Origin of the sequence: Corallococcus terminator (genome assembly GCF_049194865.1) — a bacterium.
Classification (GTDB): Bacteria; Myxococcota; Myxococcia; order Myxococcales; family Myxococcaceae; genus Myxococcus; species Myxococcus terminator_A.
The window spans coordinates 226,236-253,176 of sequence record NZ_JBLZWL010000123.1 but is presented as its reverse complement, the minus strand read 5'-3'; the positions used below and the strand labels follow the sequence as shown (position 1 = coordinate 253,176).

The window sequence follows — 26,941 nt, the reverse complement described above, 5'->3', positions numbered from 1 at the left end:
TCCCTTCAGCGCGAGCCGGATTCACCCGACCAGGGCGTGCGGAAGTTGCGGTGGTTGCCCTCCCCGGAGGGCATCGCGGGTTGGGCGGGTGGCGCGGCCTGGGACGGACGACCCCAGTCAGGTGAGTCGGTGACCACCACCGCGCTGCCTCCCTGGGCCGCCACGAGTCGAAGCACGCCCATGAGCAACGCCGCCGCGGAAAGGGCGGCCAAGGCCCAGCGCAGCTTCCTCCGGCGCGCGGAGAGAGGCGTGGCCACTGAGGCCGCCACGCCTTCAGCGGCGGCTGGAGGGAGCGCCCGCGAGTCCTCTACCAGGAGGGAGGGCGCCTCACCGCTCGGGACCTCCGCATCGGTCCGTGCCGCTGCATCCGTGGGGGCCTCGTCGCCTGGACGCGCACCACTCAGCCCCTGTCCTTCGCCCGAGGCCCTCTTCAGCGCGGAGAGCGCCTCCATCGCCGATGCGAACCGAGCCGAGCGCTTCGGCGCGAGCAGCCTGCCCAGGAACACGCGGAGCGGCTCGGAGACCTGGAGGTGCTGCTCGAACGAGAGCACCAGTCCCTCGTCGACGAGGTCCGCGGGCTCGCGTCCACTGAGGGCATGCACCAGCGTCGCGCCCAGCGCGTAGAGGTCGCTGGAGGGCTCCACCGTGCCACCGAGCTGCTCGGGCGGCATGTACCCGAACGTCCCCACCAGCGTGGACCCGTGCGTCACATCGCGCGCCAGGTGGCGGGCCGCGCCGAAGTCCACCAGCGCCGCGCGTCCCTCCGGCCGCAGGATGAGGTTCGCGGGCTTCACGTCGCGGTGCACCAGCGCGGGCGTGCGTTGATGCAGCGCGGAGAGCGTCTGGAGCACCTGCTCCGCCAGCGTCCACGCCTCCGCCTCGTCCAGCCGGCGGCGCGAGATGCGCTGGAGCAGCGTCTCTCCTTCGAGCAGCTCCTGCGCGAGATAGAGGCGCGTCCCCACCCCGCTGCCTTCCTTGAAGCTCGCGACGAAGCGCGGAATGTCCGGGTGCTCCAGCGAGCGCAGCACGGCGGCCTCACGCTCGAAGGCGTCCAACTGCTCCACCCCGGGCACCAACGCGAACAGCAGCTCCTTGAGCGCTACACGCGCCCCCTGTCCATCCACCGCCAGGTACACGCGGCCATGCGGAGACTGCGAGATGAGCCGCAGCACGCGATACCCGCCGGGTGCCATGGCCGCGCCGCAATGGGCGCAGCGAGCACCTTCGAGCAGTGCGTCACACACCACGCACGCCGTCGCCGCTTCGTCCCCATGCCGCGCCGAAAAGGCCTGAACGCGCTCCACTCCACACCTCCCGCGAGGACTCCAGCCTACTGAGTCCCACGAGACGAATGCGAACCGTGGGCCACCCGCGTTCCGCTACGTCCGGCTGTACACGTCCGGGTCATGCCGCTCCATGAACCGGTCCGGGTTCTTCAGCGGCGTGAAGCCATACTGGGCATACAGGCCATGGGCGTCGCGAGTGGCCAGCAGGAAGCGCCGCAGCCCCTGGAGGTCCGGATGGGCGAAGACCGCCTGCATCAGCCACTTGCCCAGTCCCTTGCCCTGCTGCGTCTCCAGGATGAACACGTCGCAGAGATAGGCGAACGACATCCGGTCCGTGACGACGCGCGCATAGCCCACCTGCGCGCCGTCCGCGCCATACACACCGAAGACGAGCGAGTGACGCAGGCCCTTCTCCACCAGCGCGCGAGAGATACCCGGGCTCCAGTACGAGCGCGTCAGGTAGCCATGCACCACGTCCACGTCGATGCGGGCGGAGTCGTCGGAGATGACGAGACCGTCCTGGCCAGGAACCACATACACCTCGGACATGGCGGGAGACACCGCTTGCTGGGTCATGAGCGACATGCTTCCCAGTCCGAAGCAGCCACGCAAGCCCGGAATGCGCGAGCCCAGGCCGCCACGGCCTCAATCACAAGCAACAATTCCGAGAACACTCCCAGCCCCGCTGATAAATGTCTTTGATGTTTCTCTCCTTCACTGAGAAAACGAGCCCAATCACTGCCGCCGGGTGCAAGCTTACCCAGTCTGGAGGCTCAGGAAAGACCGCGTTCCTTCGATTTTCTCTGTTGACCAAGTAATTCCTAGATTCGTCATTTTGAACACTCTACAAAGCGCCGGTCATTACGAGGGGCACCCATGGCCAAGGCGCGAGACAAGCAACCTTTTGTATTGCCGGATTTCTATGTCCCCTGGCCGGCGCGTCTGAATCCGAACCTCGAGGCAGCGCGGGTGCACTCCAAGGCCTGGGCGCGCGAGCTGGGCATCATCGGCGCGCCCAAGGACGGCAGCGCGCCGGAGATCTGGAGCGAGCGGAAGTTCGACGCGATGGATTACGCGCTCCTGTGCGCCTACACCCATCCGGAGGCGCCGAGCCCGGAGCTGGACCTCATCACCGACTGGTACGTCTGGGTCTTCTACTTCGACGACCACTTCCTCGAAATCTACAAGCGCCCCCAGGACCGCGAGGGCTCCAAGGCGTACCTGGACCGGCTGCCCATGTTCATGCCGGTGGACCTGTCCACGCCCATGCCCAAGCCCACCAACCCGGTGGAGGCGGGCCTGGCGGACCTGTGGATGCGCACGGTGCCCACCAAGTCGTTGGAGTGGCGCAAGCGCTTCTTCGAGAGCACCAAGGCGCTCCTGGACGAGTCCACGTGGGAGCTGGACAACATCAGCGAGGCCCGGGTCTCCAACCCGATTGAGTACATCGAGATGCGCCGCAAGGTCGGCGGGGCGCCCTGGTCCGCGGACCTGGTGGAGCACGCCGTCTTCGCCGAGGTGCCGGACCGCATCGCCGCCAGCCGGGCGATGCTGGTGCTGAAGCACTCGTTCGCGGACGCGGTCCACCTGCGCAACGACTTGTTCTCCTACGAGCGCGAAATCCTCGAGGAGGGCGAGCTGTCCAACGGCGTGCTCGTCATGGAGCGCTTCCTGGACATCACCCCGCAGGCGGCGGCCCACCTGGTCAACGACGTGCTCACGTCGCGGCTCCAGCAGTTCGAGAACACGGCGCTGACGGAGCTGCCCTCGCTCTTCGCGGAGCATGGCCTCAACCCGGTGGAGCAGGCCAACGTCCTCGTCTACCTCCGGGGGCTCCAGGACTGGCAGTCCGGAGGCCACGAGTGGCACCTGCGCTCCAGCCGCTACACGAAGCCCGCCTCGGGCGGCCCCGGCACCGAGCTGAACATCCCGGGCCTGGGCGCCTCCGTGTTGCGCCTCCCCACGACGCCCGGCGCCCTGGGGCTCAAGCGCTTCAAGAGCTTCACCCACGTGCCCTACCAGCCGGTGGGCCACCTGGTGCCGCCGAAGTTCTACATGCCGTACACCACGGGGCGCAGCCCCCACCTGGACGGCGCGCGCAAGGACTCCAAGGCGTGGGCGCGGCGCATGGGCATGCTGGACGCGCTGCCCGGGCTACCCGGCGTGTACATCTGGGATGACCACAAGTTCGACGTCGCGGACGTGGCGCTGTGCGGCGCGCTGATTCATCCGGACGCCACCGCCGCCGAGCTGAACCTGACGTCGGGCTGGCTCGTCTGGGGCACCTACGCGGACGACTACTTCCCGGCCTTCTACGGCTACACCAAGGACATGACCGGGGCGAAGCTCTTCAACGCCCGGCTGACGGCCTTCATGCCGGATGACCCGGCCACCAGCACCGCGGTCGCCACCAACCCGGTGGAGCGGGGCCTGGCCGACCTGTGGGCGCGCACCGCGGCCAACCTGACGCCGAGCGCGCGCAACCTGTTCCGCAAGGCCATCCAGGACATGACGGAGAGCTGGCTGTGGGAGCTGGCCAATCAGATACAGAACCGAGTCCCGGACCCGGTCGACTACGTGGAGATGCGCCGCAAGACGTTCGGCTCGGACCTCACCATGAGCCTGTCGCGGCTGTCCCACGGCGACGCGATTCCGGCGGAGATCTTCCACACCCGGCCCATCCGCTCGCTGGAGAACTCGGCGGCCGACTACGCCTGCCTCACCAATGACGTCTTCTCCTATCAAAAGGAGATTGAGTACGAGGGCGAGCTGAACAACGGCGTCCTCGTCGTCCAGCGCTTCCTGGACCTGTCGCCCACGCAGGCGGTGGAGGTCGTCAATGACTTGATGACCGCGCGGATGGAGCAGTTCCAGCACACGCTCTCCAACGAGCTGCCGTCGCTCATCCGCAACTTCAACCTGGACTCGCGGGCCCAGGAGAAGCTGAAGCTGTACGTGGAGAAGCTCCAGAACTGGATGGCCGGTGTGCTCATCTGGCACCAGACGGTGGACCGGTACAAGGAGTTCGAGCTGCAGGGCAGCCGCAAGCCCATGCCTCACGTGCACGGCCCCACGGGGCTGGGCACCTCCGCGGCGCGAGTCGCCTCGATGTTCAGCGGCCTCCGCCAATCCTGACTCATTCGTAACCCCAACCTCTTCCCAGTCTCCCCACCTCTGAAAGACAAGGTGTCCTCATGGCGAATCCGATCAAGCCCGGCAACGAAGCTGAGAACCAACTGTTGAGCCTCGGGACGGCGGCGGCGCGGCAGCTCGCGACGACGACCAAGTCCGTTCCGCAGATGCAGGGCATCTCCTCCCGGTGGCTGCTCAAGCTGCTGCCGTGGGTGCAGGTGTCCGGTGGCGTGTACCGCGTCAACCGCCGCATGACGTACGCGGTGGGTGATGGCCGCGTCACGTTCACCACCGCGGGCGCGAAGGTCCAGGTCATCCCCCAGGAGCTGTGTGAGCTGCCCCTGCTGCGCGGGTTCGACGACGTGGAGGTGCTGCAGGCCCTGGCCAACCGCTTCGAGCAGAAGGAGTTCAAGGCGGGCGAGGTCATCACCGCGAAGGGCCAGGAGGCGGACTCCATCTGCCTCATCGCCCACGGCAAGGTGAACCAGATTGGCGCCGGCAAGTACGGCGACGAGACGGTGATTGGCGTGCTCGCCGACGGCGACCACTACAGCTTCCAGGCGCTGCTGGAGTCGCAGGACTACTGGACCTTCACGGCGAAGGCCGTCACGCCCTGCACCGTGCTGATGCTCCAGCAGTCGGCGTTCGAGGCGGTGGTCGCCCTGTCGCCCTCGCTCCAGAAGCACATCGAGCAGTTCAAGGCGCTCTCGAAGAAGAAGCAGGACACGTCGGGCCAGGCCGCCATCGAGCTGGCCGCGGGCCACACGGGCGAGCCGGTGCTGCCGGGCACGTACGTGGACTACGAGACGTCCCCGCGCGAGTACGAGCTGAGCGTCGCGCAGACGGTGCTCCAGATTCACAGCCGCGTCGCGGACCTCTTCAACGAGCCGATGAACCAGACGGAGCAGCAGCTGCGCCTGACGGTGGAGGCCCTGAAGGAGCGCAAGGAGCACGAGCTCATCAACAACCGTGACTTCGGCCTCTTGCACAACGCCGACCTGAAGCAGCGCATCCACACCCGCTCCGGCCCTCCGACGCCGGACGACATGGACGAGCTGCTCTCCACCGTGTGGAAGGACCCGTCCTTCTTCCTGGCCCACCCGCGCGCCATCGCCGCGTTCGGCCAGGAGTGCAACCGCCGGGGCATCTACCCCACGAGCGTGGAGCTCAACGGCAACATGGTGCCCGCGTGGCGTGGCATCCCCATCTTCCCGTGCAACAAGATTCCCGTCTCCGACTCCCGCACCAGCTCCATCCTGCTGATGCGCGCGGGTGAGAAGAACCAGGGCGTCGTCGGTCTGCACCAGGCCGGCATCCCCGACGAAATCGAGCCCAGCCTCTCCGTGCGCTTCATGGGCATCAACGAGAAGGCCATCATCAACTACCTGGTCAGCTCGTACTTCTCCGCCGCCGTCCTCATCCCTGACGCGCTGGGCATCCTGGAGAGCGTCGAGATTGGCCGCTCGGAGTAACGAAAGGCCCACGCCATGACGAACCCAATCAATCCAGGCGGTGGTGGTTTGGACTCGCAGCTGACGAGCTTGAGCACCGCGGGTGCTCGCCAGCTCGCGACGACGACCAAGACCGTCCCGCAGATGCAGGGCATCACCCCCCGGTGGCTGTTGCGCATGCTGCCGTGGGTGGAGGTGACGGGCGGCACGTACCGCGTCAACCGTCGCCTGAGCTACGCGGTGGGAGACGACCGGCTCAACTTCGGCAACGTGGGCGCCCGGGTGGAAGTGCCTGCCCAGGAGCTCCACAAGCTGCCGTTGCTGCGCGGCTTCGAGGGTGACAACGCGGTGTTCCAGGCCCTGGCGAGCCGCTTCGTCCAGAAGGAGTACAAGGCCGGGGAGTCCATCGTCGAGGCGGGGACTCCCGCCGAGCACGTGTTCCTGCTGGCCCACGGCAAGGCGAAGAAGCTGGGCAAGGGCAAGTACGGGGACGAGCTGACGCTGGACACGCTCGCGGACGGCGACCACTTCGGTGACCAGGCGGTGGTGGAGTCGAACGACCACTGGGCCTTCACCGTCAAGGCGACCACGGCCTGCACGGTGCTGGCGCTGCCGCAGCAGGTGTTCGAGACCCTCATCCTGCAGTCGCCCGCGCTGCAGGCGCACGTCGAGCGGTACAAGGAGCGCCTGAAGAAGCCCCAGGACAAGATGGGGCAGGCGGCGATTCCGCTGGCCGCGGGTCACTCCGGCGAGCCGTCGATTCACGGCGGCTACGTGGACTACGAGCTGGCCCCGCGCGAGTACGAGCTGAGCGTGGCGCAGACAGTGCTCCGCGTGCACACCCGCGTCGCGGACCTGTTCAACGGGCCGATGAACCAGACGGAGCAGCAGCTCCGCCTGACGATTGAGGCGCTGAAGGAGCGGCAGGAGCACGAGCTCATCAACAACCGCGACTTCGGTCTGCTCCACAACGCCGACCTGAAGCAGCGCATCCACACCCGCTCCGGCCCTCCGACGCCGGACGACATGGACGAGCTGCTGAGCCGGCGCCGGAAGTCGCGCTTCTTCCTGGCCCACCCGCGCACCATCGCCGCGTTCGGTCGGGAGTGCACCCGTCGCGGGCTGTACCCGACGGTGGTGGACGTGCAGGGCACCAAGGCCATGGCGTGGCGTGGCGTTCCCATGCTGCCGTGCGACAAGATTCCCATCACCGAGCAGCGCACCAGCTCCATCATCGTCATGCGCACCGGTGAGTCGGACCAGGGCGTCATCGGCCTGACCCGCACGGGGCTCCAGGACGAAGTCGAGCCGGGCGTGTCCGTGCGTCGCATGGACATCAGCGAGAAGGCCATCTCGTCCTATCTCGTCAGCACCTACTTCTCCGCGGCGCTCCTGATTCCGGACGCGCTCGGAGTGCTCGAGAACGTCGAGCTGGGCAGCTGAGGTTTCGCCACGGGAGCGGGCTCGAAGGTGGAGCCCGCTCTCGCGCCGTGTGCGGGCTACCGCGCGCGGCGAAGCCGACCAGGGTAACACGCGGGCCGTAGAGCCCCGGGCGATACCCTTCACATGAGCGGCTCGCGAGCAGCGGGAGGCCCGAGCCCCGGTAGCTTCCCGGCCGCGCCTTGGCATCCCGGCCAGGGCCTGTCCGTGAGGTCCCGCCCATGGCCCCATCATCCGAAACGCATGCTGTCCCGACGCCCCGCTTCTGGGTTCGCCCGGATGTACAGGGGCTGGAGGCTCAGCACGCGAGCTACACCCGACACACCTTCGTCCCCCACTCGCATGACGTGTTCTCGCTCGTCTGCATGGACCGGGGCGCGGAGGCGATGCTCATCCGGGGCAACACGGTGGTGGCCCCCGCGGGCCAGCTGCTCGCCATCAATCCCGGGCAGATGCACTCGGGCAGCGCGGCGGACCCTGGCGTGGGCTGGACGTACCGCATCCTCTACATCGACCCGAGGTTGATGGAAGACGCCTCGCGGGAGGCGGCGTCCGAGACGAGCGGGTTGCCAGACTTCGCGGCCCCCCTCATCGACGACCCCGCGCTGATGCGCGCGTTCTCCCAGGTGTTCGAGGGAATGGTCGACCCGAGCACCTCCACGCTCGAGCGTGAGACGGAGCTGCTGTCGCTCCTCGTCGGATTGGTGCGCAGGCACGCTGTCGCTCACGGAGGGAGTGCCCGAGCGACGCCGTGTACACCAGGGGTGCGTCGCGCGCGGGCGCTCATCGAGGCGAGCGTGACTCGCAACATCTCGCTGCGAGAGCTGGCGCGCGAGGCGCGGCTCAGTCCGTGGCACTTCGTGCGAGCCTTTCGGGAGCAGACGGGCCAGACGCCACAGGTGTACCTGCGCTGTCTGCGGGTCCGTCACGCGCAACGGCTGCTCGCCACGGACATGCCGATGAGCGAAGTGGCGCTCGACTGTGGCCTCGTGGACCAGAGCCATCTGGTGAAGCAGTTCACCCGCACCCTCGGGGTGACTCCGGGCGAGTACCGCTCCGCCGTGCACGCGCATCGGCGCGTCTCCCGGACGTAGCGGCCACGAGAGCGCAACGGCGTACAAGACGCGCCTGGCTGACCTCTCTACCTTGGATGCCATCACCTTCGAGGAGAGAGGTCCTATGCGGCTTGGACGCTGGATGGTGTCGTGTGTGCTCGCGGTGTGGGTCGCGGGCTGTGGTGGAACGCGGGAGTCGTCGGAGACGGTGACACCGGAGGACGTGATGCCACTGGCGCTGTCTCCCGAGGAGGCCCGGGAGCTGGCGAGTCAGGGCGCCCTGGTGCTCCCACGCGCCCTGCCGGTGTTGGGGCGGAGCATCACCGCGTGGACGGAGCAGTGGTGGTATTGGACATACAAGGTCCCCGCCGAGCGCAACCCCGAGCTGGTCCTCGACGCGGACTGCGGTGTCGAGCAGTCAGGCCCCGTGTACTTCGTCCCGGCCTACGACGGCGCTACGACGTATCAGCGCACATGCCGCGTTCCCTTCGGCAAGCTGGTGCTCGTACCGCTGTGGATCATCATCAATGACTTCCCGTGCCCCGACCCCGACTTCAAGCCCGCGCCGGGCCAGACGCTCGAACAGTTCCTGCGCGAAGGCGCACGCGGCTTCAATGACCTCATCCAGAACGTGAGCGTCACGGTGAACGGCAAGCCCGTGCCCTACTCCGCCCACCGTCACACCAGCCCCCTGTTCACCTTCTCCGCGCACCCGAGCCTCGTGGGCCAGTTCCCCGACCCCTGCCTCACCGGCACGCCACAGCAAGGCGTGAGCGATGGCTGGTGGCTGATGCTCGCGCTGGCGCCAGGAAGGCACACCGTGCACGTCACGGCCCTCTCGCCGATGGGAAATCCCATCGACTACACCTATCGCCTCCACGTCGGGCTGTAGCCACGCGTCACGGGCTCCCGGGCTGGGTCCCAACAGACCAGGGCCCTCTCCACCCCGAGCCATCGCCGACGCTTCCGAGCTGACGTGTCACGGAGCAGCCCTGACGTGTCCGTGACGCGTCCGTTCCGAGCGGCGTCGATGACATGCATCCGGTTCGCGACGCCGCTTCGCTCCTGGACGTGCGCTTCGTCGCCACGGGTCCAACGCTTGCAGCATGCCTCGGCGCGTGCAGCGCGGCCCTGGCTCGTTGCCGCAAGGAGAATGACTCCATGACGCAGCCCCACTTCGTTCCGCTTCACACCGCCACGCACACGCTGGCGCGGTCCGTGACGCGGCCCTGCCGTCGCCATCGTTCCGAGGACCCACGCACCTCCACCCTGGAGGCCACGCGATGAGCCCCTCACATGGATTACGTGGAGTCCTTCTCGCCGCGCTCCTGCTCGTGGGCACGATGGCCTCGGCGCAAGTGACGTTCGATTGTCAGACACTCCAGGAGCGCGCCCCCGCGACGGGACTCGGAGCCAATCCGAAGGCCGTGGCCTCCGTGCCGCTCGTCAAACAGCAACAGGGCTACGTCCGCGTGGGCGGCGGCTGCGAGGTGTCTCGCTTCGGCTACGACTCCGCGCACGCCGAGGTCATGGTGCAGAACGCTCCCGACGGGGACTTCGGTTGGCGGTGCAAGGGCGCCGACCCCGCGCTCGTCATCAATCCCGCGTGGGCCAAGGCCTCCGTCACCTTCTGCAAGGCCAGCGCGCCGAATGTCAGCAGCCTGCGCATGCAGTGCAAGACGCTCAGCTCGAAGACAGGCCCCTCGCGCAATCCGCTCGCCGAGGTGTCCCTCACCCCTCAGCTCGCCACCGAGGGCTATGTCGTCGTCTCCGGCGGCTGTGATTCCTCTCATGCGCTGAACGGCTCCATCCACGCGGAGAACATCGTCGTCTCCAAGCCCACGGCGAACGGCAAGGGCTGGCGCTGTCAGGCCGCGGACCCGCCGAACCACCCGCAGGACGCCACCGTCACCGCGTCGCTCGTCGCGTGTCAGCTCGCGGTGGACCCCGCGCAGGCCGCCCCGCTCACCCCCAAGCCCGCGCTGCGCTGCGCGGTGAGCCAGGGCGTGAAGACGTCGGGCGTGGCCTATCCGCGCGCCCTCGCCGCCGCCACCGGCAAGGTGCTCGGTGGTGGCTGTGATTTCTCCTACGCTGGCAATGGCTCCGCCCATGCGCAGTTCATGGTGCAGCACGGTCCCCAGGCGGATGGCGCCTGGTCCTGCTGGGGCGCGGACCCGCCGCTCATCAGCAACCCGGGCAGCGCGCAGGCCAGCGTGGTGAGCTGCGGCATCACCACCGTCCCCGCCACCACGCCGCTTCCCGCGCCGACGCCGACTCCCTCGCCCACCCCGACGGCGCGAAAGAACCCGGTGCTCATCGTCGGCGGCACGCTGGCGAGCGAAATCCTGTACTGGACGCTGGAGAGCCGGCTGGACCGGGATGGCTACCAGCGCTTCTTCTTCGAGCTGCCCAGCGGCGGTCTGATTGACCTGCACGAGAGCGCGCGCCAGCTCAAGTACAAGGTGGCGGACGTGCTGCTCCAGACGGGCGCGAGCAAGGTCCACCTCATTGGCCACAGCCAGGGTGGCGCGGTGGCACGGGCGTACGTGCGCGACTTCGGCAACGCGTCGGTGGAGAGCATCATCAGTCTGGGCACGCCCCACAAGGGCACCAACGACGACCCGCTGCTCGCCCTGGTGGCGCGCCTGCTGTTCAACTGCACCGGCACCGCGGCGGACCCGCTGCCCTGCAAGCAGATGAAGGCGGGCTCGGCGTTCATCGCGGAGATCAACACGCGCCCGGCGAACGACCCCATCTACTACACCAACATCAACACCTTGCACGACGTGTTCACCAAGGCGGAGTCGAACGGGAAGATGGACAACTGCGACCGGACGAGCCCCTCGGGGGAGGAACTGCGGTGCAACGTGACGGTGCAGGACTTCTGCAAGGACAACCTCGTCGAGCATGTCGGGCTCGCGTCGAACGGGGTGGTCTACAGCGGCATCCGGCAGGCGCTGGAGCATCGGAAGATAGCGCTCAACTGCACGGAGCTCTGAGGCCTGCTGTCTTTCGTCCATCCGCCGCCCGCTCGTGGGAGGTACCCGCGTGCGGGCGGCGTTCGAGGTTCGCCGACGGGCTCAGCTCGCGTCGGCGGCCACCTTGGCGAGCATGCCCAGGAACCCGGCCCAACCCTGCTGGTAGTCGCTGCGGTCGACCGGCAGCTCGAAGCGGTCGTGGATGACGGTGACGCGAGTGCGGCGCCCCTCCTCGAGAGACTCCAGGAGCCACGTCACGCGCGTCATCGGCTTGTCCGGGTCGCCCCGCCAGTCGGTCCAATCGGTGACCAGGCGCTCGTTCTCGACCTTCTCGAGGATGCGGGTGGGGCCGCCCGCCACGGACCTGCCCTCGCAGGTGTAGCTCCATCCGTATGAAATCTCACCGCGGTCCACGTCGACACGCGCGGCGCCAAAGAGCCAGCGGTTCATCAGCTCGGGGACGAGCAGGGCGCGGTACACCTTGGCGGGCGGCGCGGCGATCTCTATCGAGGCGCGCACCTCGGGGGCGCTGCTGCTGAAGTCGGGCAGCGTGAGCTGGGTGCCCTCGCGAAGGTGGTCCTTGAGGTTGCCGGTGTGGATGCGCCACAGGTCGTCAATCACATGACGCGGCTGGCGATACGGAAGCTGCCCTCGCACGGCATGGCGAATCACCAGTGAACACGCGTCCGGGCCCTCTCCTGGCTGGAGCGTGTAGTTCACCTCGGTCGGGGCGCCTTGAATCGTCCAGCTGAACTTGAGGCCGTGGCCGGGCTCGAGCGACGTCAGGACCTGGTCGCGGCCAGGCTCGCGAGGCGCGCCGAGGGTGGCCTTGCCCCAGAAGCGGTAGGCGCCACCGACGCGCGGCTCGACCTCGGCATGCTCGGCGAACCAGTGACGCAGCTCGGCCGGGTCGGTCAGTGCGCGATAGACCCGCTCGGGTGGGGCCGGCAGCTTGAAGGTGAACTCGTGCTCGAACGACGGGCTCATCGGGGTCTCCTCTTGGGGGAACGTCGGGCGCGAGGCGCGGGGCCCTGGGGTGGGACGGGAGCCTCGTCGGGCATCGACTCGATGAACTGCTTGAGGTCATGGAGTCGCGCGGGCCAGAACACGCGGTAGTCCTCGAGCCAATCGTTGATGAGCTGCAGGCGCAGCGGCTCGAGCGTGTAGACGCGCTCGCGTCCCCGGCGCTCCTCGCGGACCATCTCCGCCTGGCGCAGCACGCGCAGGTGGCGCGACACCGCGGGCCGGGTCATCGCGAAGCCCGTGGCGAGGCTCCCCGCGGTCGCTTCGGAGCTCCGGAGCCGGGCCAGCAACGCCCGCCGGGTGCTGTCGGCGAGCGCGAAGAACACCGCGTCGAGCATCGAGGACGGCCCCGAAGATGTGGGCAGGTGGGCGTGGGCGGAGCGAGGACTCATATGTCAACGAATCGTTACGTATCAGCGCACGCAAAGACGGGGCAAGCAGATTCGGAACGAAGTCGTTACGCGTTAGCCGCCCCCCCAGCCGGCCAGTGAATCAGTAGGTCGCTGCTCGCACCGAGACGTTGGCGTATGGCCCGGCGCCATACACGGAGACGTACCAGGTACCGGCGGCGGGATTGGAGAGGGCGCAGTATTCCTCCGTGCCGGAGTCCACCGAGCGGCAGGTGTAGGTGGACGTGTTGGGGGACGAGGTGTGGACGTAGAGGTTCGCGTTCCCCGACCCACCGCTGAGCCGTGCGTTGAGTGAGTAGGTCCCCACGGGCACCGTGACGAGGTAGTGCGTCCAGTCTCCTCCGAGCGTGTTCGTCTGCGTTCCCGATGCACGCTCCACCGGAGTCCTCGCGCGGATGCCAGCCACCCACGGCTCGACGTGCGACACCTTCGCGTAGAGACTCGGCAGGCCGCAGCCGAAGCCCAGGCTCGCCACACCCGCGAGGATTTTTCCGGAAGCGCCGTCGACGACCAATGGCCCTCCGCTGTCTCCGCGCGTCGGGCAGATGCCTCCCGGGGCATGGCCCGCCGGGAGCTGGTCCACGGTGACAGCGTCCAAAGGCGGCAGCACCGCATCCGCCGCCACCTTGGAGAAGACGGACACGGTCATCTTCTGGAGGGTGTCCGGCAGCGTGGTGTTGTTGACCCCGAGCTGGCCCCAGCCGGTAAAGGTCGCCATGGCACCCGGCGCCGTGCGACCGGCCGCTTCGTCCACGGAGGTGGCCAGCGGAATGGCCCGGGCATTGGGACCGGTGAGCGTCAGCGGGCTGGCGAGCTTCAGCAAGGCGACGTCGTATTTGAAGCTGTTGGGGTTGTAGCTGGGGTGAAGGATGAAGTCGGCCACGTCGCGCATCTGCCCTTCGCTCGGCAGCGTGCTGCGCTTGCTGCTCCCCACGCCCACCCGAAAATCGCTCGGCTTTCGACCGGAGATGCAGTGCCGGGCCGTGAGGATGTAGTCAGGACTCAGGATGGCTCCGCCGCAGTGGTGCGTACCGCCGACAATCCTCAGCTCCGCCTGCCACGGGAAGGTGGCGATGGACGCGTTGGTGCCCCCTTCGATGCCTTGTGTCTCCTGCTCCGTGGGCATCGCGTCCTGCGCCTGAGGCACGTCCATGGGACCGCAGCCACACAGCCAGGCCAGCACGCCGACCCCCCAGCTCCAGTGCGAGCGACGCGATGAGGAAACGGACTTCGGGAATGAACTCGGATGGGAATGGGTCATGGCGCGGCTGCGATGCGAACCTCATACCAAGACGTCGTATGCGGGCGGTGGCGACTGACGCATTGAGACATTCCGACCTATGACGGCGAGTGTGCGCAGCCATTGGCTTCGCGTCAGGGGCCTGGGACAAGATGCGCGCCATGACTTCACCCACCGTGCATCCCGCGCGGCGCATCGTCACCACGCCGGCGGCGCTCAGCATCACCGAGGCCGTGGCCGCCTGGTCATCTCGTTTCCAAACGAAGTCACCCAAGGGGGAGCTGAACATGAAGAAGACCGTGCTGACGTTGTGTCTTGCTGGAAGTGTCCTGGGCTGTGGTGGTCCGGAGGGAACGCTCGATGAGGGCGTCGCGCCGGAGGGCACCCAATCCCAGGCCATCCTCGGCACCGTCGTGAGCTTCAATGGCGACCCGAACTCCGACCTGCTGTGGAGAAACCAGTCCACGGGCAACATGCTCACCTGGATGATGGCCGGCCCCTCACTGGCTGGCACGGCGGTGATGCCGGCCGTATCGCCGTCGCTCGTCGTTCAGGCTGCCTCCAATTTCGGCGGACCGACCTCGGACCCGGACCTCGTCCTCCACACGCCCGGGTCGACTGGCGAGGCCATCCGCTTCCTCAGCAGCAGCTTCAGCGTGCTCGGCATGGCGCCCATCGGCGGCATCCTCCCGTCATCGGCCTGGTACGTCGCCGCGTCCGGAGACTTCAACCTGGACGGGCAGACGGACCTGGTCCTGCACAACCGCGGCACGGGGCAGTTCTTCTACCAGTACATGTCCGGCCCCACGCCCATCGGCATCTCCACGCCGCTTCCTCGCTCGCTGCCCTGGTACATCGTGGGCGCGGCGGACTTCGACGGAGATGGGAGGACGGACCTGCTCTGGCGCCACCGCACCACGGGCCAGAATGACATCTGGCGCATGAACAACACCGCCATCATCGGCGCCGCCTCCCTGCCTGTCATGTCCCTGGCCTACTATGTCGGCGCCACCGCGGACTACACGCGCGATGGCATCCCGGACATCGCCTGGCATAACCCGAGCTCGGGGCAGGTCGTCATCTGGCGGATGGCGGGGATGAGCCTGGGCACGTCCATGACCGTGGGCAGCATGGGCTCGGGCTGCCCGCCGTGGTTCTCACAGGTCACCCCGCCGCCCTCGTCGGGAAGCTGCATGTACCTCGTGGGTCCTCGCTAGCCCGCGCGTCTGCGCACATGGGCCTCGCTGGGACCTACCGCGCGAGGCCGTGGCGGCCTGGTCACGTCGTTTCCAAAGAGAAGTCACCCGTGGGGGAACCGAACATGAAGAAGACCGTGTTGACGCTGTGTCTTGCTGGAAGTGTCCTGGGCTGTGGCGAGCCGGAGGGAGCGCTCAACGAGGGCGTCGCGCCGGAGGGCACCCAATCCCAGGCCATCCTCGGCAGTGTCGTGAGCTTCAATGGCGGCTCGGACTCCGATTTGCTGTGGAGGAACCAGTCCACGGGCAGCATGCTTATCTGGGTGATGAGCGGCTTCTCACTGGCCAGCACGGCCGCCATCGCCCCCATATCGCCGTCGTTCGTCGTTCAGGCCGCCTCTGACTTCGGTGGGCCGACGTCGGACCCGGACCTCGTCTTCCACACGCCCGGGTCGACCGGCGAGAGCATCCGCTTCCAGAGCGGCTTCGGCGTGTTCGGCACGACGGCTATCGGGAGCATCCTCCCGGCTCCCGGCTGGTACGTCGCCGCGTCCGGAGACTTCAACCTGGACGGACAGACGGACCTGGTCCTGCACAACCGCACCACCGGGCAGTTCTTCTACCAGTACATGTCCGGCCCCACGCCCATCGGCGTCTCCGCGACACTTGGCCGTGGACTGCCCTGGGTCATCGTGGGTGCGGCGGACTTCGACCGAGATGGGAGGACGGATCTGCTCTGGCGCAACATCAACACGGGACAGAACGACATCTTGCGCATGAACAATGCCACCATCATGGGCTCCATCCCCCTGCCCGGCATGTCCCTGGACTTCTATGTTGGCGCCACTGCGGACTACACGAGGGACAACATTCCCGACATCGTCTGGCATGACCCGGCCTCGGGCCATGTCCTCATCTGGCGCCTGACGGGACGCAACATGACCGCGACAATCCACGTCGGAACAATGGGCTCGGGCTGCCCGCCGTGGTTCCCTCATGCCACCCCGCCGCCCTCGTCGGGAACCTGCATGTACCTCGTGGGTCCTCGCTAGCCCGCGCGCATGGGCCTCGCTCGGACGTCCCGCGCGAGGCCTCGCCGCCACCGACAGCTCAGCGCCCGAGGAGGGAGCGCCAGGCGTCGCCGTTCTCACCGTCGAGGTACTTCTTCAGCTCCGCCTCGGTGAGCACGCCGGTGCGCAGCGCCGCCTCGATGGCGACCTTCGCGCCGTCGCGGTCCATGTCCAGGCCGTTCTGGTCGATGAACTGCACGAAGGACTCCAGGTAGCCGTTGTCCTTCATGTTCTGGATGAACTCGCTGGTGTACGCGTCGTCACCCTTGTGCTCGTTGCACAGGCGCGCGTACACGAGCGGGAAGTCGGACACGCCCGCGTTGCGCTCGAAGTCCCGGTCCGCCTGGCGTCGGGACTCCGCGCTCGCACCGAACAACTCCGGCGCGTGGTCCTTCGCGTAGGCGAACGCCTCCGGGTAGCGGTTCTCCACGTACGCGCGCCACGAGTCCGCCGTCGCCGTCGGGTGCATGCCGTCGCCCTGGAAGGCGCCCTGCACGCCCAGCAGGTCCCAGGCGAACTCCGGGTCGGTCTTCGCCATCTCGTCCATGAAGCGCAGCGCCTCCGCGCCCTTCATGCCGCACGCCTCGGCCGCGTCGATGGCCGCCTGCCCCAACCCTGGCGCGTCGAACAGCAGCGGGTGCGTCCTGGCCAGTTGCTGAATCTGCGCGGGCGTCAGGCCCAGTTGCTCCGCCAGTCGCGCCGGTTGGTCGTCGCCGTGCGCGAGCGTCTCCGCGATATCGGAATCGAGCCCCATCTTCTTGAGGATCTCCTCAGACTCGTTGTCCAACTTCTCTTGCTTCTCCTTGTTGGCGAACAGGCCGCCGAAGGCCGAGAGAATCAGACCGACGCCTTCGATGATTTGACCGACACCCGGCACCACCGTGCCCACGCCCGCGCCAATCACCGCGATGGCGTCGCCAAGCGCCTGGATGCCGCCGCCCACCGTGGGGTCGTCCAGGAAGTCCTTGAAGTGGTCCGCGAGGACGATGGCGTTGGCCACCACGCCGAGCGCGGGCGCCAGCCGCAGCAGGAAGCTGGCCGCAGCCTCTCCTGTCGACGCGGCGATGCGGCCAGACTCGCCGAGCACGCGCAGCACACCCGCCGCCGCCTGCGCGCCGCCCCGGCCCGCGTTGGCGAGGTTCTTGACGAAGTCGCCCCACTCGCCGCGCTGCGCGTCGTTCACCGCGCTGACGAGCCCGAAGGCCGCGCCGACACCCGCGAGCGCGATGCTCAGCTTGCTGCCCCCCTCCGCCAGCTTCATCAGCGGGCCGGGGTCCCCCGAGGCGAGCGCGGCCTTGATGGTCTCGATGCCATTCTTGATGGCCGAGCCGCCCTTGCCCAGGTTCACCAGGGGCTTGGTGATGTCCGCGAGCGCCTTCAGCGCCGCCTGGACGTCGCCGCCATTCTCCGCGAGCAGCTGACCGGCGGCGGTGGCCAGGGCCGGCGCCGCGACGTCGTCTTCAATCTGGGTCTGCAGCTGCGCGAAGGCCGTGCCCGCGGGGCCCTGCGGATCCAACGCCTTGCCCGCCCACTCGAGCGCTCCCTTGGCCTCGGGAGACTCCGCGAGCAGCTTGGCGGCCTCGACGCACTCCTTGGCGACGTCGGGGTTGTTCTTGGCTGCCTCCAGCAGCTTCGGGTCATTGAGCGCGGCGTTGAGCGTCTTCGCGGCGGCGGCCTCGGCGGCGTACTCGTCCGGGTAGCGCGCGCGGAACTCCGCGACGTACTGCTGCTTCTGCTCCTCGGTGAGCGCGGGGCCGAGCTTGGCCAGCTCCTGGTTGAGCTTCTCCGTCAGCTCGGAGGACTTCTCGTGCGCGTCCTCGTAGGCCTCCTTGGCATCGACCAGCGCTTGCTGCGCCCCTTCGGCGGTGGAGGCGCCCGTGGTGGCGGCCGTCTGGGTGACAGAAGCCGGCGCGACGGCGCGAGTCTCCGCGTCCAGCCTCATGGGCTCAGCGCCCAGCGTGGGGTTGCCGAAGAGCGACGTCTTCGTGCGCGCGGAGAAGTCACCGCCGTCCAACAGCAGCGTGTTGCGAGCGGAGGGCGCGGCGCTCTGGGGGAATGGCAGCGGCTGGCCGGCGGCCAACGCGGAGGCATTGGCGCGCTCGGTGGCCTTGCGCGCGTCGGTGTCGAGCTTCTTCGCCTTCGTCTCGGCGACCGTCACCTTCGGGTCCTGCTTCAGTGGCCCCGCGCCCTTCAAGCTGGAGCTCTCCGCGCGGGCACGCTGCGCGGCGGCGGCGGCCTCCTGGGCCTTGCGTTGGGCCTCCTCGGCGGCGCGGCGGGCGGCTTCGGCGGCGCGGCGGGAGGCCTCCGCCGCCTCGTTGCTTCCCGGGGCGGTTCCCGTCTGGACACCACCACCTGTAACGCGCGCCGTCATGAGTCGCTCCCGGAGAGGCGGACGTGGAACGCTCCACGCGCCGCTCTGGGATTATGGGACGACGCGGGGAAATGTTGCCGAACGGGGATCAGCTCAGGGTGGGAGCCCGGAACACCCGCTCACGGCCCGCGTCGTCCTCCGGTTCCCACCCACCCGGAAACCACTCGGAGCCCTATGCCCCAGCGGCCGGCGCGGCCTGTGGCCCACGCGGCATGACCACCTGGAGCGCCAGGCTGAGCGAGACGACGAGCGCGCAGCCGATGACGTTGAACCAGAGGTAGCCGATGTCGCTGAGCATGAAGAGGCCAATCACAGTGCACTGGGAGATGACAGCGGCGGTGAAGACGGCGTGTCCCCGCACGTGCTTGAGAAAGAAGGCGACCAGGAAGATGCCCAGCACCGTGCCGTAGAAGATGGAGCCCAGGATGTTCACCGCCTGGATGAGGTTGTCGAGCAGCGACGCGAAGCTCGCGAAGCCCACGGCCACCAGGCCCCAGAACACGGTGAACAGCTTGGAGGCGATGAGGACATGCCGGTCCGACGCCTCCGGACGGAACACGCGCCGATAGAAGTCCACCGTGGTGGTGGCACCCAGCGCGTTCAGCTCGCTGGCGATGGAGCTCATGGCCGCCGACAGGATGACCGCGATGAGCAACCCGAAGAGCCCGCTGGGCAGCCACCGCTTCACGAAGCCGATGAAGATGTAGTCGGAGTCCTTGGTCTCCGCGCCGGGCAGCGCGCGCGACACCAGGGCCTTGGCCTCCTTGCGGACCGCGCTGGCCTCACCCAAGGAGGCACGCAGGGCCTCCCGGACTCCCGCTTGCGTGGTGGCGTCTCCGGAGTCACCCGCCGCCAGGTAGCGCTCCACCTCCGCGCGCTTGCCGGACTGCACCTGCTCCCACTTCGCCTCCAGCGCCGCGTACTCCCCCGCCTGCGTCGACGCGCGCATGCGCTCGCCCAGCGTGTCGTTGAAGAGCAGGGGCGGAGTGCTGAACTGGTAGAAGACGAAGACGAGGATGCCGACGAAGAGGATGAGGAACTGCATCGGCAGCTTGAGGACGCCGTTGAACAGCAGTCCCAGCCGGCTCTCGGTGATGGAGCGCGCCGTCAGGTAGCGACCCACCTGCGACTGGTCCGTGCCGAAGTAGGACAGCGCCAGGAAGAAGCCACCGGTGATGCCGGACCAGAAGTTGTAGCGGTCCTGCACGTTGAAGTCGAAGCTCACCACGTTCATCCGGCCGAACGCGCCCGCGACGTCCACCGCGTCGCCGAACGACACGTGCTTGGGCAGCCGCCAGAGGATGACGAGCGCGGCCACCACCATGCCGCCCATCATCACCACCATCTGCTGCTTCTGCGTCTGGCTGACGGCGCTGGAGCCGCCCGTCACCGTGTAGAGGATGACCAGCGCGCCCATGGCGACGACGGTGGGCTCCAGCGGCCAGCCGAGGATGGTGGAGAGGATGATGGACGGGGCGTAGATGGTGATGCCCGCCGCAAGGCCCCGCTGCACCAGGAAGAGGAAGGCGCCCAACAGGCGCGTCTTCAAATCGAAGCGGGACTCCAGGTACTGGTACGCGGTGATGACGTTCAGCCGGTAGTAGATGGGGACGAAGACCGCGCTGATGAGAATCATCGCGAACGGCAGTCCGAAGTAGAACTGCACGAAGCGCATGCCGTCTTCGTATGCCTGCCCGGGAACGGACAAGAAGGTGATGGCGCTCGCCTGCGTGGCCATCACCGCCAGACCAATCGTGGGCCACTTCAGCTCGCGCGCGCCACGCAGATAGTCCTCGGTGCTCTTCGCGCCCCGGGACTTCCACATGCCCCAGATGACGATGAACGCAATCGTACCGACGAGCACGACCCAATCGAGCAAGGTCACGAGTACACCCAGGTGAGCAGCGACGACAGCGCGAGGAACAGGACGAAGGCGCCGAACACCAGCAGGTAGACGTTGCGCCACGAGCCGAGCAGCGGCGGCGCGTCATCCAATTCGGGCCTCTTCTCGGGCGGTGTCGGGGAGGGAGACGGGTTCGGAGGAAGGCTCATTGCGCGAGGACGTTCGCCAGGAGGCGGTAGGCGCCGGGGACTCCGGCGGGGAGCTGACGGAAGAAGGCCAGGCCCGTGTAGACGAACACGCCCTTGCCGTGACGGGTGACGAGCAGCGAGCCACGCAGGGGCGCTTCACCCGCGTCGTTCAGCTCGAACACCGGGCGGTAGTGGTCATCCCACTTCGACGCGAAGTAGAGACCGCGCTCCTGGACCCAGCCGTCGAAGTCCGCGGCCGTGAGTCGGTTGGGCGTGCGCAACAGCGGCTCGTCCGGTGACACGGGCGTCATCACCGCCGTCTCGTCCGTCACGCGCTCGCGGCCAATCTCCAGCGGGTACGGCCCGACGAAGGCGGCCAGCGGGCCCACGCGGCTGTTGGTGTTGTACTGCACCACCAGGCGCCCTCCCTGCTTCACGTAGTCGAGCAGCCGCTCGCGGTGCACGGCGAGGCGGGGGTTCGCGTTGAAGGCACGCACGCCGACGAGGATGGCGTCGAAGCGCTCCAGCTTCTCGGAGCCGAGCCGCTCCTCGGGGAGCACCGTCACCTCGTAGCCCACCGCAGCCAGGCTCTCCGCCACGCGGTCACCGGGGCCGGGGATGTAGCCCAGGCGCTTCACCTTCGTCGCGAGCGCGAAGGGAATCAGCGTCGCCTCGGAGGGCTGGCGCACCGCGAGGGGCGGCAGGTGCTCGTAGGCGACGTTGCGCACGCGCCACGACTCGGAGCGAGCTCCGCTGTCCACGACGACGCGCAGGCGGCCCTTCTCCGTGGCGCCCTTGGGCGGCGTCACCCGGAACTGGACGGTGCGCTCGTCACCGCGCGCGGCGAGCTGGAAGGCGTGCTCCACCGGCTCCGAGCGCCAGCCCTGGGGCAGCTCCAGCCGCACCTTGCCCGTGGCCTCCGCGCGGCCTGCCCCCAGCACCACGGAGATGGCCTGCGGCGTCCCGTTGGGGAACATCACCCTGTCGCGCTCCAGCGTCGCGGTGACGGCGGGCACGACTTCGAAAGCCCGGTACAGCTCGCCACGCACCGGGTCCGTCCACACATGCACCACCGGCCGCGTCACGGTGATGCGCCGGCCTCCGGCCTCATAGACGAAGGTCACCGTCAACGCGGGGCCACCCTCGGGCAACCCCGTCAGCGCGCGGTCCGAGTCCTCCAGCGCGAAGAGTCCTCCAGAGATGGGCTTGCGCAGCCAATACGGCGTGGTGATGGCCGCGTCCTCCGGCAACGTCACCTTCTTCTCCAGCTTGAAGGGCGTGTGCTCGGCGAGCGCCGCGTTCACCGGCACGTTCTCTCCGCCTGGGAGCGTCACGCTCACCAGTCGAAGCGCGGCGGGCGAGCGGTTCAGCGCGAACAGGCTCAGTGACACCGGAGCGCCCGGCACGCCCGTGGCTTCCGGAGCGCGCGCCTCCAGGAACAGCCCCGCGCACGCGGCGATGAGCGCCTCCGTCTCGCGCAGCTTGAGCGCCTTCCACGGGTTGTCCTGGGGCAGCGCGGACAGCGCCTCATGCACGCGCAGCAGCGCGGGCACGGTGCGAGAGGGGGCGCGCGCATCGAAGCCCTTCACCGCGTCGTCCACCGCGCGGGCCACGGCCTCCGTGCCCTTCCAGCGACGCCAGGACAGGTCCAGGCCCTCGAACACGTCGGCCTTCGGGCTCGTGCCGTCGAGCGGCGTGAAGTACTCCAGCAGCGGACCGCGCTCGGCCGGGACACCGAAGCCCTGGCTCTTGTGCTGGCTGCGGCTCTCCGCGGAGATTTCTCCCCAGGAGCGGCCGAGCAGCGCGTCGTACCCGCCGACATCCACCTTGAGATAGCCGGACATGTCCGCGTCGGGCTTGAGGCTCCACGTCGAGACGTTGTTCAGCAGCCGGTCCGCCTTCCACGGCTTCACCAGGTCCAGCTGCTCCGGGAAGCGCTTGGGGTCCGCGGCGGCGGTGAAGGCCTCGGCGGCGAGCAGCGCGGACGCGGTGTGGTGTCCGTGGTTGGGCGGCTTCGTGTTGAAGCGCGTGACGATGAGGTCCGGCTGGAAGCGACGGATGGCGAGCACCACGTCGGCCAGCACCGCGTCGTGACCCCAGATGCGCAGCGCCTCGTCGGCGGACTTCGTGTAGCCGAAGTCCCGCGCGCGGGTGAAGTACTGCTCGGCGCCGTCCACGCGGCGCGCGGCCAGCAGCTCGTACGTGCGGATGAGCCCGAGCAGCTCGTCCTGTTCGGTGCCGATGAGGTTCTGTCCGCCGTCACCTCGCGTGAGCGACAGGTAGCCCGCGCGCAGGCCGCGTTCACCGACCAGCCAGGCGAGAAAGCGCGTGTTCTCGTCGTCCGGGTGGGCCGCGACGTAGAGCACGCTGCCCGTCACGCCGAGCCGTCGGAGTCCGGCCGCGATTTCCCCCGCGTGGGGTTGCCGAGGTGCCTGGGCGAAGGCCGAAGTCGCAATTCCAAGACTCATGGCCAGCGTCATGCCAAAGGAGAGCAGGGTTCGCATCCGCGGCGGACCCTACAACAAGGTCTCCACCCACGCGCGCCTGGCCTTCATCACCATGACGCGGCCAGCCACGGCCTCACGTCGCGTACGCGTCACGGTCCTTCTCCGTGCCGGCAAGGGAACGACCTGTTATCACCGCGCACCGTGACGCCTTCCTTTCCCACCGCGTGGCTCAAGGGAGACCCACGCGCGCTCGCCTTCCTGCCCGACCGCTTCCGTCACCGCGCCGCTCGCGCGGAGGCCGCGGCCGCCTCCGCCTCACGCCCCATGTCGTCGGCCCTGCTCGACGTCGTGTCGGCCCAGAACGCACGCCTCGCGCCGAGCCCCGCGCGCGAGCGCCATCTGGAGGAGCTCGCCCGCCCTGGCACCATCGCCGTGGTGACGGGCCAACAGATGGGCTTGTTCCTCGGTCCGCTCTTCACGCTCTACAAGGCCGCCGCCGCCATCAGCGCCGCGCGCGCGCTTCGGGAAGAAACCGGGCGGCCCTGTGTTCCCGTCTTCTGGCTTCAAACCGAGGACCACGACCTGCCGGAGGTGGACCACTGCTTCGTCGCGAGCCCCAGGGGCTCCGCGAAGCGCGTGGCGTTGGACGTTCCCGGGGCCGCCGCCTCGCGTGCGCCCGTCGCCCACCGCAAGCTGGGCGCGGGTGTCACCCAGGCCCTCGAAGCCCTGCGCTGTGAGCTGGGCGGAGAGCCCCAGTCCTCGGAACATCTGGAGCTGCTCGCGCGCGCCTATCAGCCCGACGCGACGCTCGCGGAGGCGTTCACCCAGGTGCTCGCCACCCTCTTCGCCGATGAGGGCCTGGTCTTCATCGACCCGAGGGACGCGCGCCTCGCGCCCTTCGCCGCGCCCATCCACCGGCTCGCGATACAGGACGCCTCCGCCATCTCCACGGCGCTCTCGCGTCGCGTGGAGGCGCTGACGCAGGCGGGCTTCTCCGAGCAGGTCCACATCCGCCCCGGCTCACCGCTCGGCTTCTACTCGCCCGACGGCATCGAGGGCGCGCGCTACCGGATGGACCCCGCGGGCCCCGACACGTGGAGCCTGGTGGGCCACCCGCGCGGCGCCACGGTGACGACGAAGGAGCTGCTGGACTGGCTGGAGCGAGAGCCGCTGCGCTTCACCACCTCCGCGCTCCTGCGTCCGCTCCTGCAGGACACCTGGCTGCCCACGGCGGCCTATGTCGGCGGCCCGGGCGAGGTCTCCTACTTCGCGCAGCTCGCGCCCCTCTACGAGCACGCGGGCCTGCCCATGCCGCTGGTGGTGCCGCGCGCCCGCTTCCGCGTGCTGGACGACCGCGCCCGCAGACTTCTCCACAAGTTGGGCCTCACGCCGGACGAGGTGGGCGAGCCCCGCGACGCGCTGCTGACGAGGCTGGCCACGAGGGACGCGGCGGAGCCCTACGAGCCCGCGGGCACGCTGGAGGCACGCCTCTTTGGAGCCTTCTCCTCGGAGCTGGACCGCCTGGGCGAGACGATGCTCAAGCTCGACCCGCAGCTGCTCGACGCGCTCAAGCGCACCCGGGGCACCGTGCGCGCCGCGGTGTCGCGCCTGTCGGCCCGCTATGGCCGGGCGCTCGCGCTGCGCGACGAGGTCACCACCGAGCGCGTGGACCGGCTGCGCGCCATGCTCGTCCCGGACGGAGCTCCGCAGGAGCGCATCCACGGCATGGCCTACTACGCGTGTCGCTTCGGCTCTCGGGCCTTCACCCGCCAGGTGCTCGACGCGTGTGTCCCCTTCTCCGGCGACCTCCGGGACTTGACGCCATGAGCGCGAGCGGCGTGGCGTACGGGTTGGAGGCCCTCGCCTTCGGTCCCCATCCCGATGACGTGGAGCTGTTCTGCGGCGGGCTGATGGCGAAGCTCGCCAGCCTGGGCCACCGCACCGGCATCATTGATTTGTCGCGCGGCGAGAAGAGCTCGCGCGGGACGCTGGAGACGCGTGCGGCGGAGACGGAGGCCGCCTCGCGCGTGCTGGGCCTGTCCGTGCGGGAGAACCTGGGCCTGCCGGATGGCTGGCTCAACCCGTGGGCCGGCTTCGAGGCCAGCGAGTCCGAGCGCATCCGCGAGTCCTCGGTGGCCCGCATCGTCGAGGTGCTGCGCCGCCTGCGGCCGGAGCTGGTCCTCGTCCCCTGGGAGGAGGAGCGCCACCCGGACCACGAGGCCGCCAGCGCGCTGGTGACTCGCGCGCTGTTCTTTGCCGGAGTGCGCAAGTTCGAGACCGAGCCGCCCGGCGCCCCATTCACCCCTCGGCAGGTGCTCTACTACCCCCTGCGCCACCTCGCGGAGCCGAGCTTCGTCGTGGACGTGTCGGCCGTGTACGCGAGCAAGACGGCGGCCGTGCGCTGCTACGCGAGTCAGGTGGAGCCCCGCCCGGATGCGCCCGCCACGCTGGTGGGCTCGCCGCTGTCGCTCTCCTCGCTGGAGGCGCGGGACAGGTTCTATGGCGCCCAGGTGGGCGTCGCCCACGGCGAGCCTTATGTCGTCCGGGAGACGCTGGGGCTCGTCGACCCGGTGGAGCATTTCCGGCGGAATAGCTTCGAGAAGCCCTTGTTCTTTCCTCACCGCCGATGAGTCCGCCCCTCTCCATTGCCATCACCTGCTTTTCGACCTTCGGGGGCAGCGGCATGGTCGCCACCGGCATCGGCCTGGGAATGGCCGAGCGGGGTCACCGCGTCCACTTCATCTCCCGGGAGCCGCCCGCGCGGTTGGACAAGCTGCCCCGAGGCGTGACGTTCCACGAGGTGACCGAGAGCGACTACCCCGCGCTCCAGCGCTCCGGCACGTACCCCATCGCGCTGGCCTCCAAGATGATTGAGGTGGCCAACAGCGAGAAGCTGGACGTGCTGCACGTGCACTACGCGGTGCCGCACGCCACGGCGGCGTGGATGGCGCGCGAGGTGCTGGGCGAGCACGGGCCGCGCATCGTCACCACGCTGCACGGCACGGACACCACGCTGGTGGGCGTGCACCCCAGCTACCTGCCGATGACGCGCTTCTCCATCCTGCGCAGCGACGCGGTGACGACGCCGTCGGCGTTCCTCCGCGACGCGACGTGGAGCGGCTTCAGCCTGCCACAGAGCTTCCCCATCGAGGTCATCGCCAACTTCGTGGACACGGAGCGCTATGTCCCCGCGAGGGAGCGCGCGCACCTCCGCGCCCTCTTCCCGGACCTGGGCGACCACGAGCCCGTCCTCATCCACGTCTCCAACTTCCGCCCCGTTAAACGCATCACCGACGTGGTGGGCGTCTTCGCGGAGGTCCACCGCCAGCTCCCCTGTCGGCTGGTGATGGTGGGGGACGGCCCCGAGCGCGCCCCAGCGGAGCGGATGCTGCGCGAGCTGGGCCTCTCGCACCGCGTGGCCTTCCCTGGCAAGCAGGACCGCTTCATGGAGGTGCTCGCCGCGTCCGACGTGTTCCTGCTCCCCAGCGAGCAGGAGAGCTTCGGCCTCGCGGCGCTGGAGGCGCTCAGCTGCGGCGTCCCAGTGGTCGCAAGCGACGTCGGAGGCATTCCGGAGGTCGTCCGTCACGGCGCCACGGGCCTGCTGGCCCCGCTGGGCGATGTCCGCGCGATGGCGGGCCACGTGCTCGGCCTGCTGCGCGACGCGGCACGCTGGAAGGAGTTCTCCGTCCGAGCGCGGGCCGACGTCGTCGAGCGCTTCAGGATGGAGCCGGCCATCGACCGGTATGAGGCGCTCTACCGCCGGCTCGTGAGCGGAGCCCCCCGACGCTGAAGGGGCCCCACTCGCGCCAGG

Annotated in this window: 19 protein-coding genes; 11 read left to right on the top strand and 8 right to left on the bottom strand. The window is 68.7% G+C overall.

Features of this window, described 5'->3' with window-relative positions:
- Positions 1–5: 5 nt before the first annotated feature.
- On the bottom strand, positions 6–1,304 hold the full coding sequence (locus ACN469_RS37095) for a serine/threonine-protein kinase (RefSeq protein WP_498776020.1): 1,299 nt from the start codon (positions 1,302–1,304) through the stop codon (positions 6–8).
- Between the two features lie 75 nt (positions 1,305–1,379).
- On the bottom strand, positions 1,380–1,871 hold the full coding sequence (locus tag ACN469_RS37090) for a GNAT family N-acetyltransferase (RefSeq protein WP_498776018.1): 492 nt from the start codon (positions 1,869–1,871) through the stop codon (positions 1,380–1,382).
- A 291-nt stretch (positions 1,872–2,162) separates the two neighbouring features.
- On the opposite strand from ACN469_RS37090, the gene ACN469_RS37085 reads away from it, so the two are divergent.
- From ACN469_RS37085 to ACN469_RS37060, 6 genes are all read left to right on the top strand, one after another.
- Positions 2,163–4,421, top strand: a complete 2,259-nt coding sequence (locus ACN469_RS37085; RefSeq protein ID WP_498776016.1) for a family 2 encapsulin nanocompartment cargo protein terpene cyclase — start codon at positions 2,163–2,165, stop codon at positions 4,419–4,421.
- A gap of 59 nt (positions 4,422–4,480) precedes the next feature.
- A complete protein-coding gene (locus ACN469_RS37080) occupies positions 4,481–5,890 on the top strand; it encodes a family 2B encapsulin nanocompartment shell protein (RefSeq protein WP_498776014.1) in 1,410 nt (469 codons plus the stop codon).
- Between the two features lie 15 nt (positions 5,891–5,905).
- The gene (locus ACN469_RS37075; RefSeq protein ID WP_498776013.1) at positions 5,906–7,312 is read left to right on the top strand and encodes a family 2B encapsulin nanocompartment shell protein; all 1,407 of its coding nucleotides are present in this window, start codon (positions 5,906–5,908) and stop codon (positions 7,310–7,312) included.
- A 218-nt stretch (positions 7,313–7,530) separates the two neighbouring features.
- Positions 7,531–8,403, top strand: a complete 873-nt coding sequence (locus tag ACN469_RS37070; RefSeq protein WP_498776011.1) for an AraC family ligand binding domain-containing protein — start codon at positions 7,531–7,533, stop codon at positions 8,401–8,403.
- An 85-nt stretch (positions 8,404–8,488) separates the two neighbouring features.
- Positions 8,489–9,256: a hypothetical protein gene (locus ACN469_RS37065; protein ID WP_498776009.1), complete on the top strand. Its 768-nt coding sequence runs from the start codon at positions 8,489–8,491 to the stop codon at positions 9,254–9,256.
- 391 nt (positions 9,257–9,647) lie between these two features.
- Entirely contained in the window at positions 9,648–11,363 is a 1,716-nt protein-coding gene (locus ACN469_RS37060; RefSeq protein ID WP_498776007.1) for an esterase/lipase family protein, read from the top strand.
- Between the two features lie 81 nt (positions 11,364–11,444).
- Here the strand turns inward: ACN469_RS37060 and ACN469_RS37055 are convergent, their stop codons facing one another.
- From ACN469_RS37055 to ACN469_RS37045, 3 genes are all read right to left on the bottom strand, one after another.
- Complete coding sequence (locus ACN469_RS37055) at positions 11,445–12,329, bottom strand: SRPBCC family protein (protein ID WP_498776005.1); 885 nt, start codon at positions 12,327–12,329, stop codon at positions 11,445–11,447.
- On the bottom strand, positions 12,326–12,757 hold the full coding sequence (locus ACN469_RS37050; RefSeq protein ID WP_498776003.1) for an ArsR/SmtB family transcription factor: 432 nt from the start codon (positions 12,755–12,757) through the stop codon (positions 12,326–12,328). Before ACN469_RS37050 ends, ACN469_RS37055 begins: the two co-directional genes overlap by 4 nt.
- Before the next feature lie 100 nt (positions 12,758–12,857).
- Positions 12,858–13,958: a trypsin-like serine protease gene (locus ACN469_RS37045; RefSeq protein WP_498776001.1), complete on the bottom strand. Its 1,101-nt coding sequence runs from the start codon at positions 13,956–13,958 to the stop codon at positions 12,858–12,860.
- Positions 13,959–14,176: 218 nt separating this feature from the next.
- Here ACN469_RS37045 and ACN469_RS37040 point away from each other — a divergent pair, with 218 nt between their 5' ends.
- Both ACN469_RS37040 and ACN469_RS37035 read left to right on the top strand, forming a co-directional pair.
- Complete coding sequence (locus ACN469_RS37040; RefSeq protein ID WP_498775999.1) at positions 14,177–15,232, top strand: FG-GAP repeat domain-containing protein; 1,056 nt, start codon at positions 14,177–14,179, stop codon at positions 15,230–15,232.
- A gap of 104 nt (positions 15,233–15,336) precedes the next feature.
- Complete coding sequence (locus ACN469_RS37035; protein WP_498775998.1) at positions 15,337–16,263, top strand: FG-GAP repeat domain-containing protein; 927 nt, start codon at positions 15,337–15,339, stop codon at positions 16,261–16,263.
- A 58-nt stretch (positions 16,264–16,321) separates the two neighbouring features.
- Here the strand turns inward: ACN469_RS37035 and ACN469_RS37030 are convergent, their stop codons facing one another.
- The 3 genes from ACN469_RS37030 to ACN469_RS37020 all read right to left on the bottom strand — a co-directional run bounded on the left by ACN469_RS37030 (position 16,322) and on the right by ACN469_RS37020 (position 23,151).
- A complete protein-coding gene (locus tag ACN469_RS37030) occupies positions 16,322–18,652 on the bottom strand; it encodes a hypothetical protein (RefSeq protein WP_498775996.1) in 2,331 nt (776 codons plus the stop codon).
- Positions 18,653–18,824: 172 nt separating this feature from the next.
- Entirely contained in the window at positions 18,825–20,537 is a 1,713-nt protein-coding gene (locus ACN469_RS37025) for a sodium:solute symporter family protein (RefSeq protein ID WP_498775994.1), read from the bottom strand.
- Positions 20,538–20,700: 163 nt separating this feature from the next.
- Positions 20,701–23,151, bottom strand: coding sequence for a PIG-L family deacetylase (locus ACN469_RS37020; RefSeq protein ID WP_498775992.1), 2,451 nt, complete (start codon positions 23,149–23,151; stop codon positions 20,701–20,703).
- A gap of 180 nt (positions 23,152–23,331) precedes the next feature.
- On the opposite strand from ACN469_RS37020, the gene bshC reads away from it, so the two are divergent.
- The 3 genes from bshC to bshA are packed head-to-tail and all read left to right on the top strand — an operon-like array spanning position 23,332 to position 26,920.
- Positions 23,332–24,957: a bacillithiol biosynthesis cysteine-adding enzyme BshC gene (bshC, locus tag ACN469_RS37015; protein WP_498775990.1), complete on the top strand. Its 1,626-nt coding sequence runs from the start codon at positions 23,332–23,334 to the stop codon at positions 24,955–24,957.
- On the top strand, positions 24,954–25,760 hold the full coding sequence (bshB1, locus tag ACN469_RS37010) for a bacillithiol biosynthesis deacetylase BshB1 (protein ID WP_498775988.1): 807 nt from the start codon (positions 24,954–24,956) through the stop codon (positions 25,758–25,760). The genes bshC and bshB1 overlap by 4 nt, the downstream gene beginning before the upstream one ends.
- The gene (gene bshA / locus ACN469_RS37005) at positions 25,757–26,920 is read left to right on the top strand and encodes an N-acetyl-alpha-D-glucosaminyl L-malate synthase BshA (protein ID WP_498775986.1); all 1,164 of its coding nucleotides are present in this window, start codon (positions 25,757–25,759) and stop codon (positions 26,918–26,920) included. Before bshB1 ends, bshA begins: the two co-directional genes overlap by 4 nt.
- The last annotated feature ends 21 nt before the right edge of the window (positions 26,921–26,941 follow it).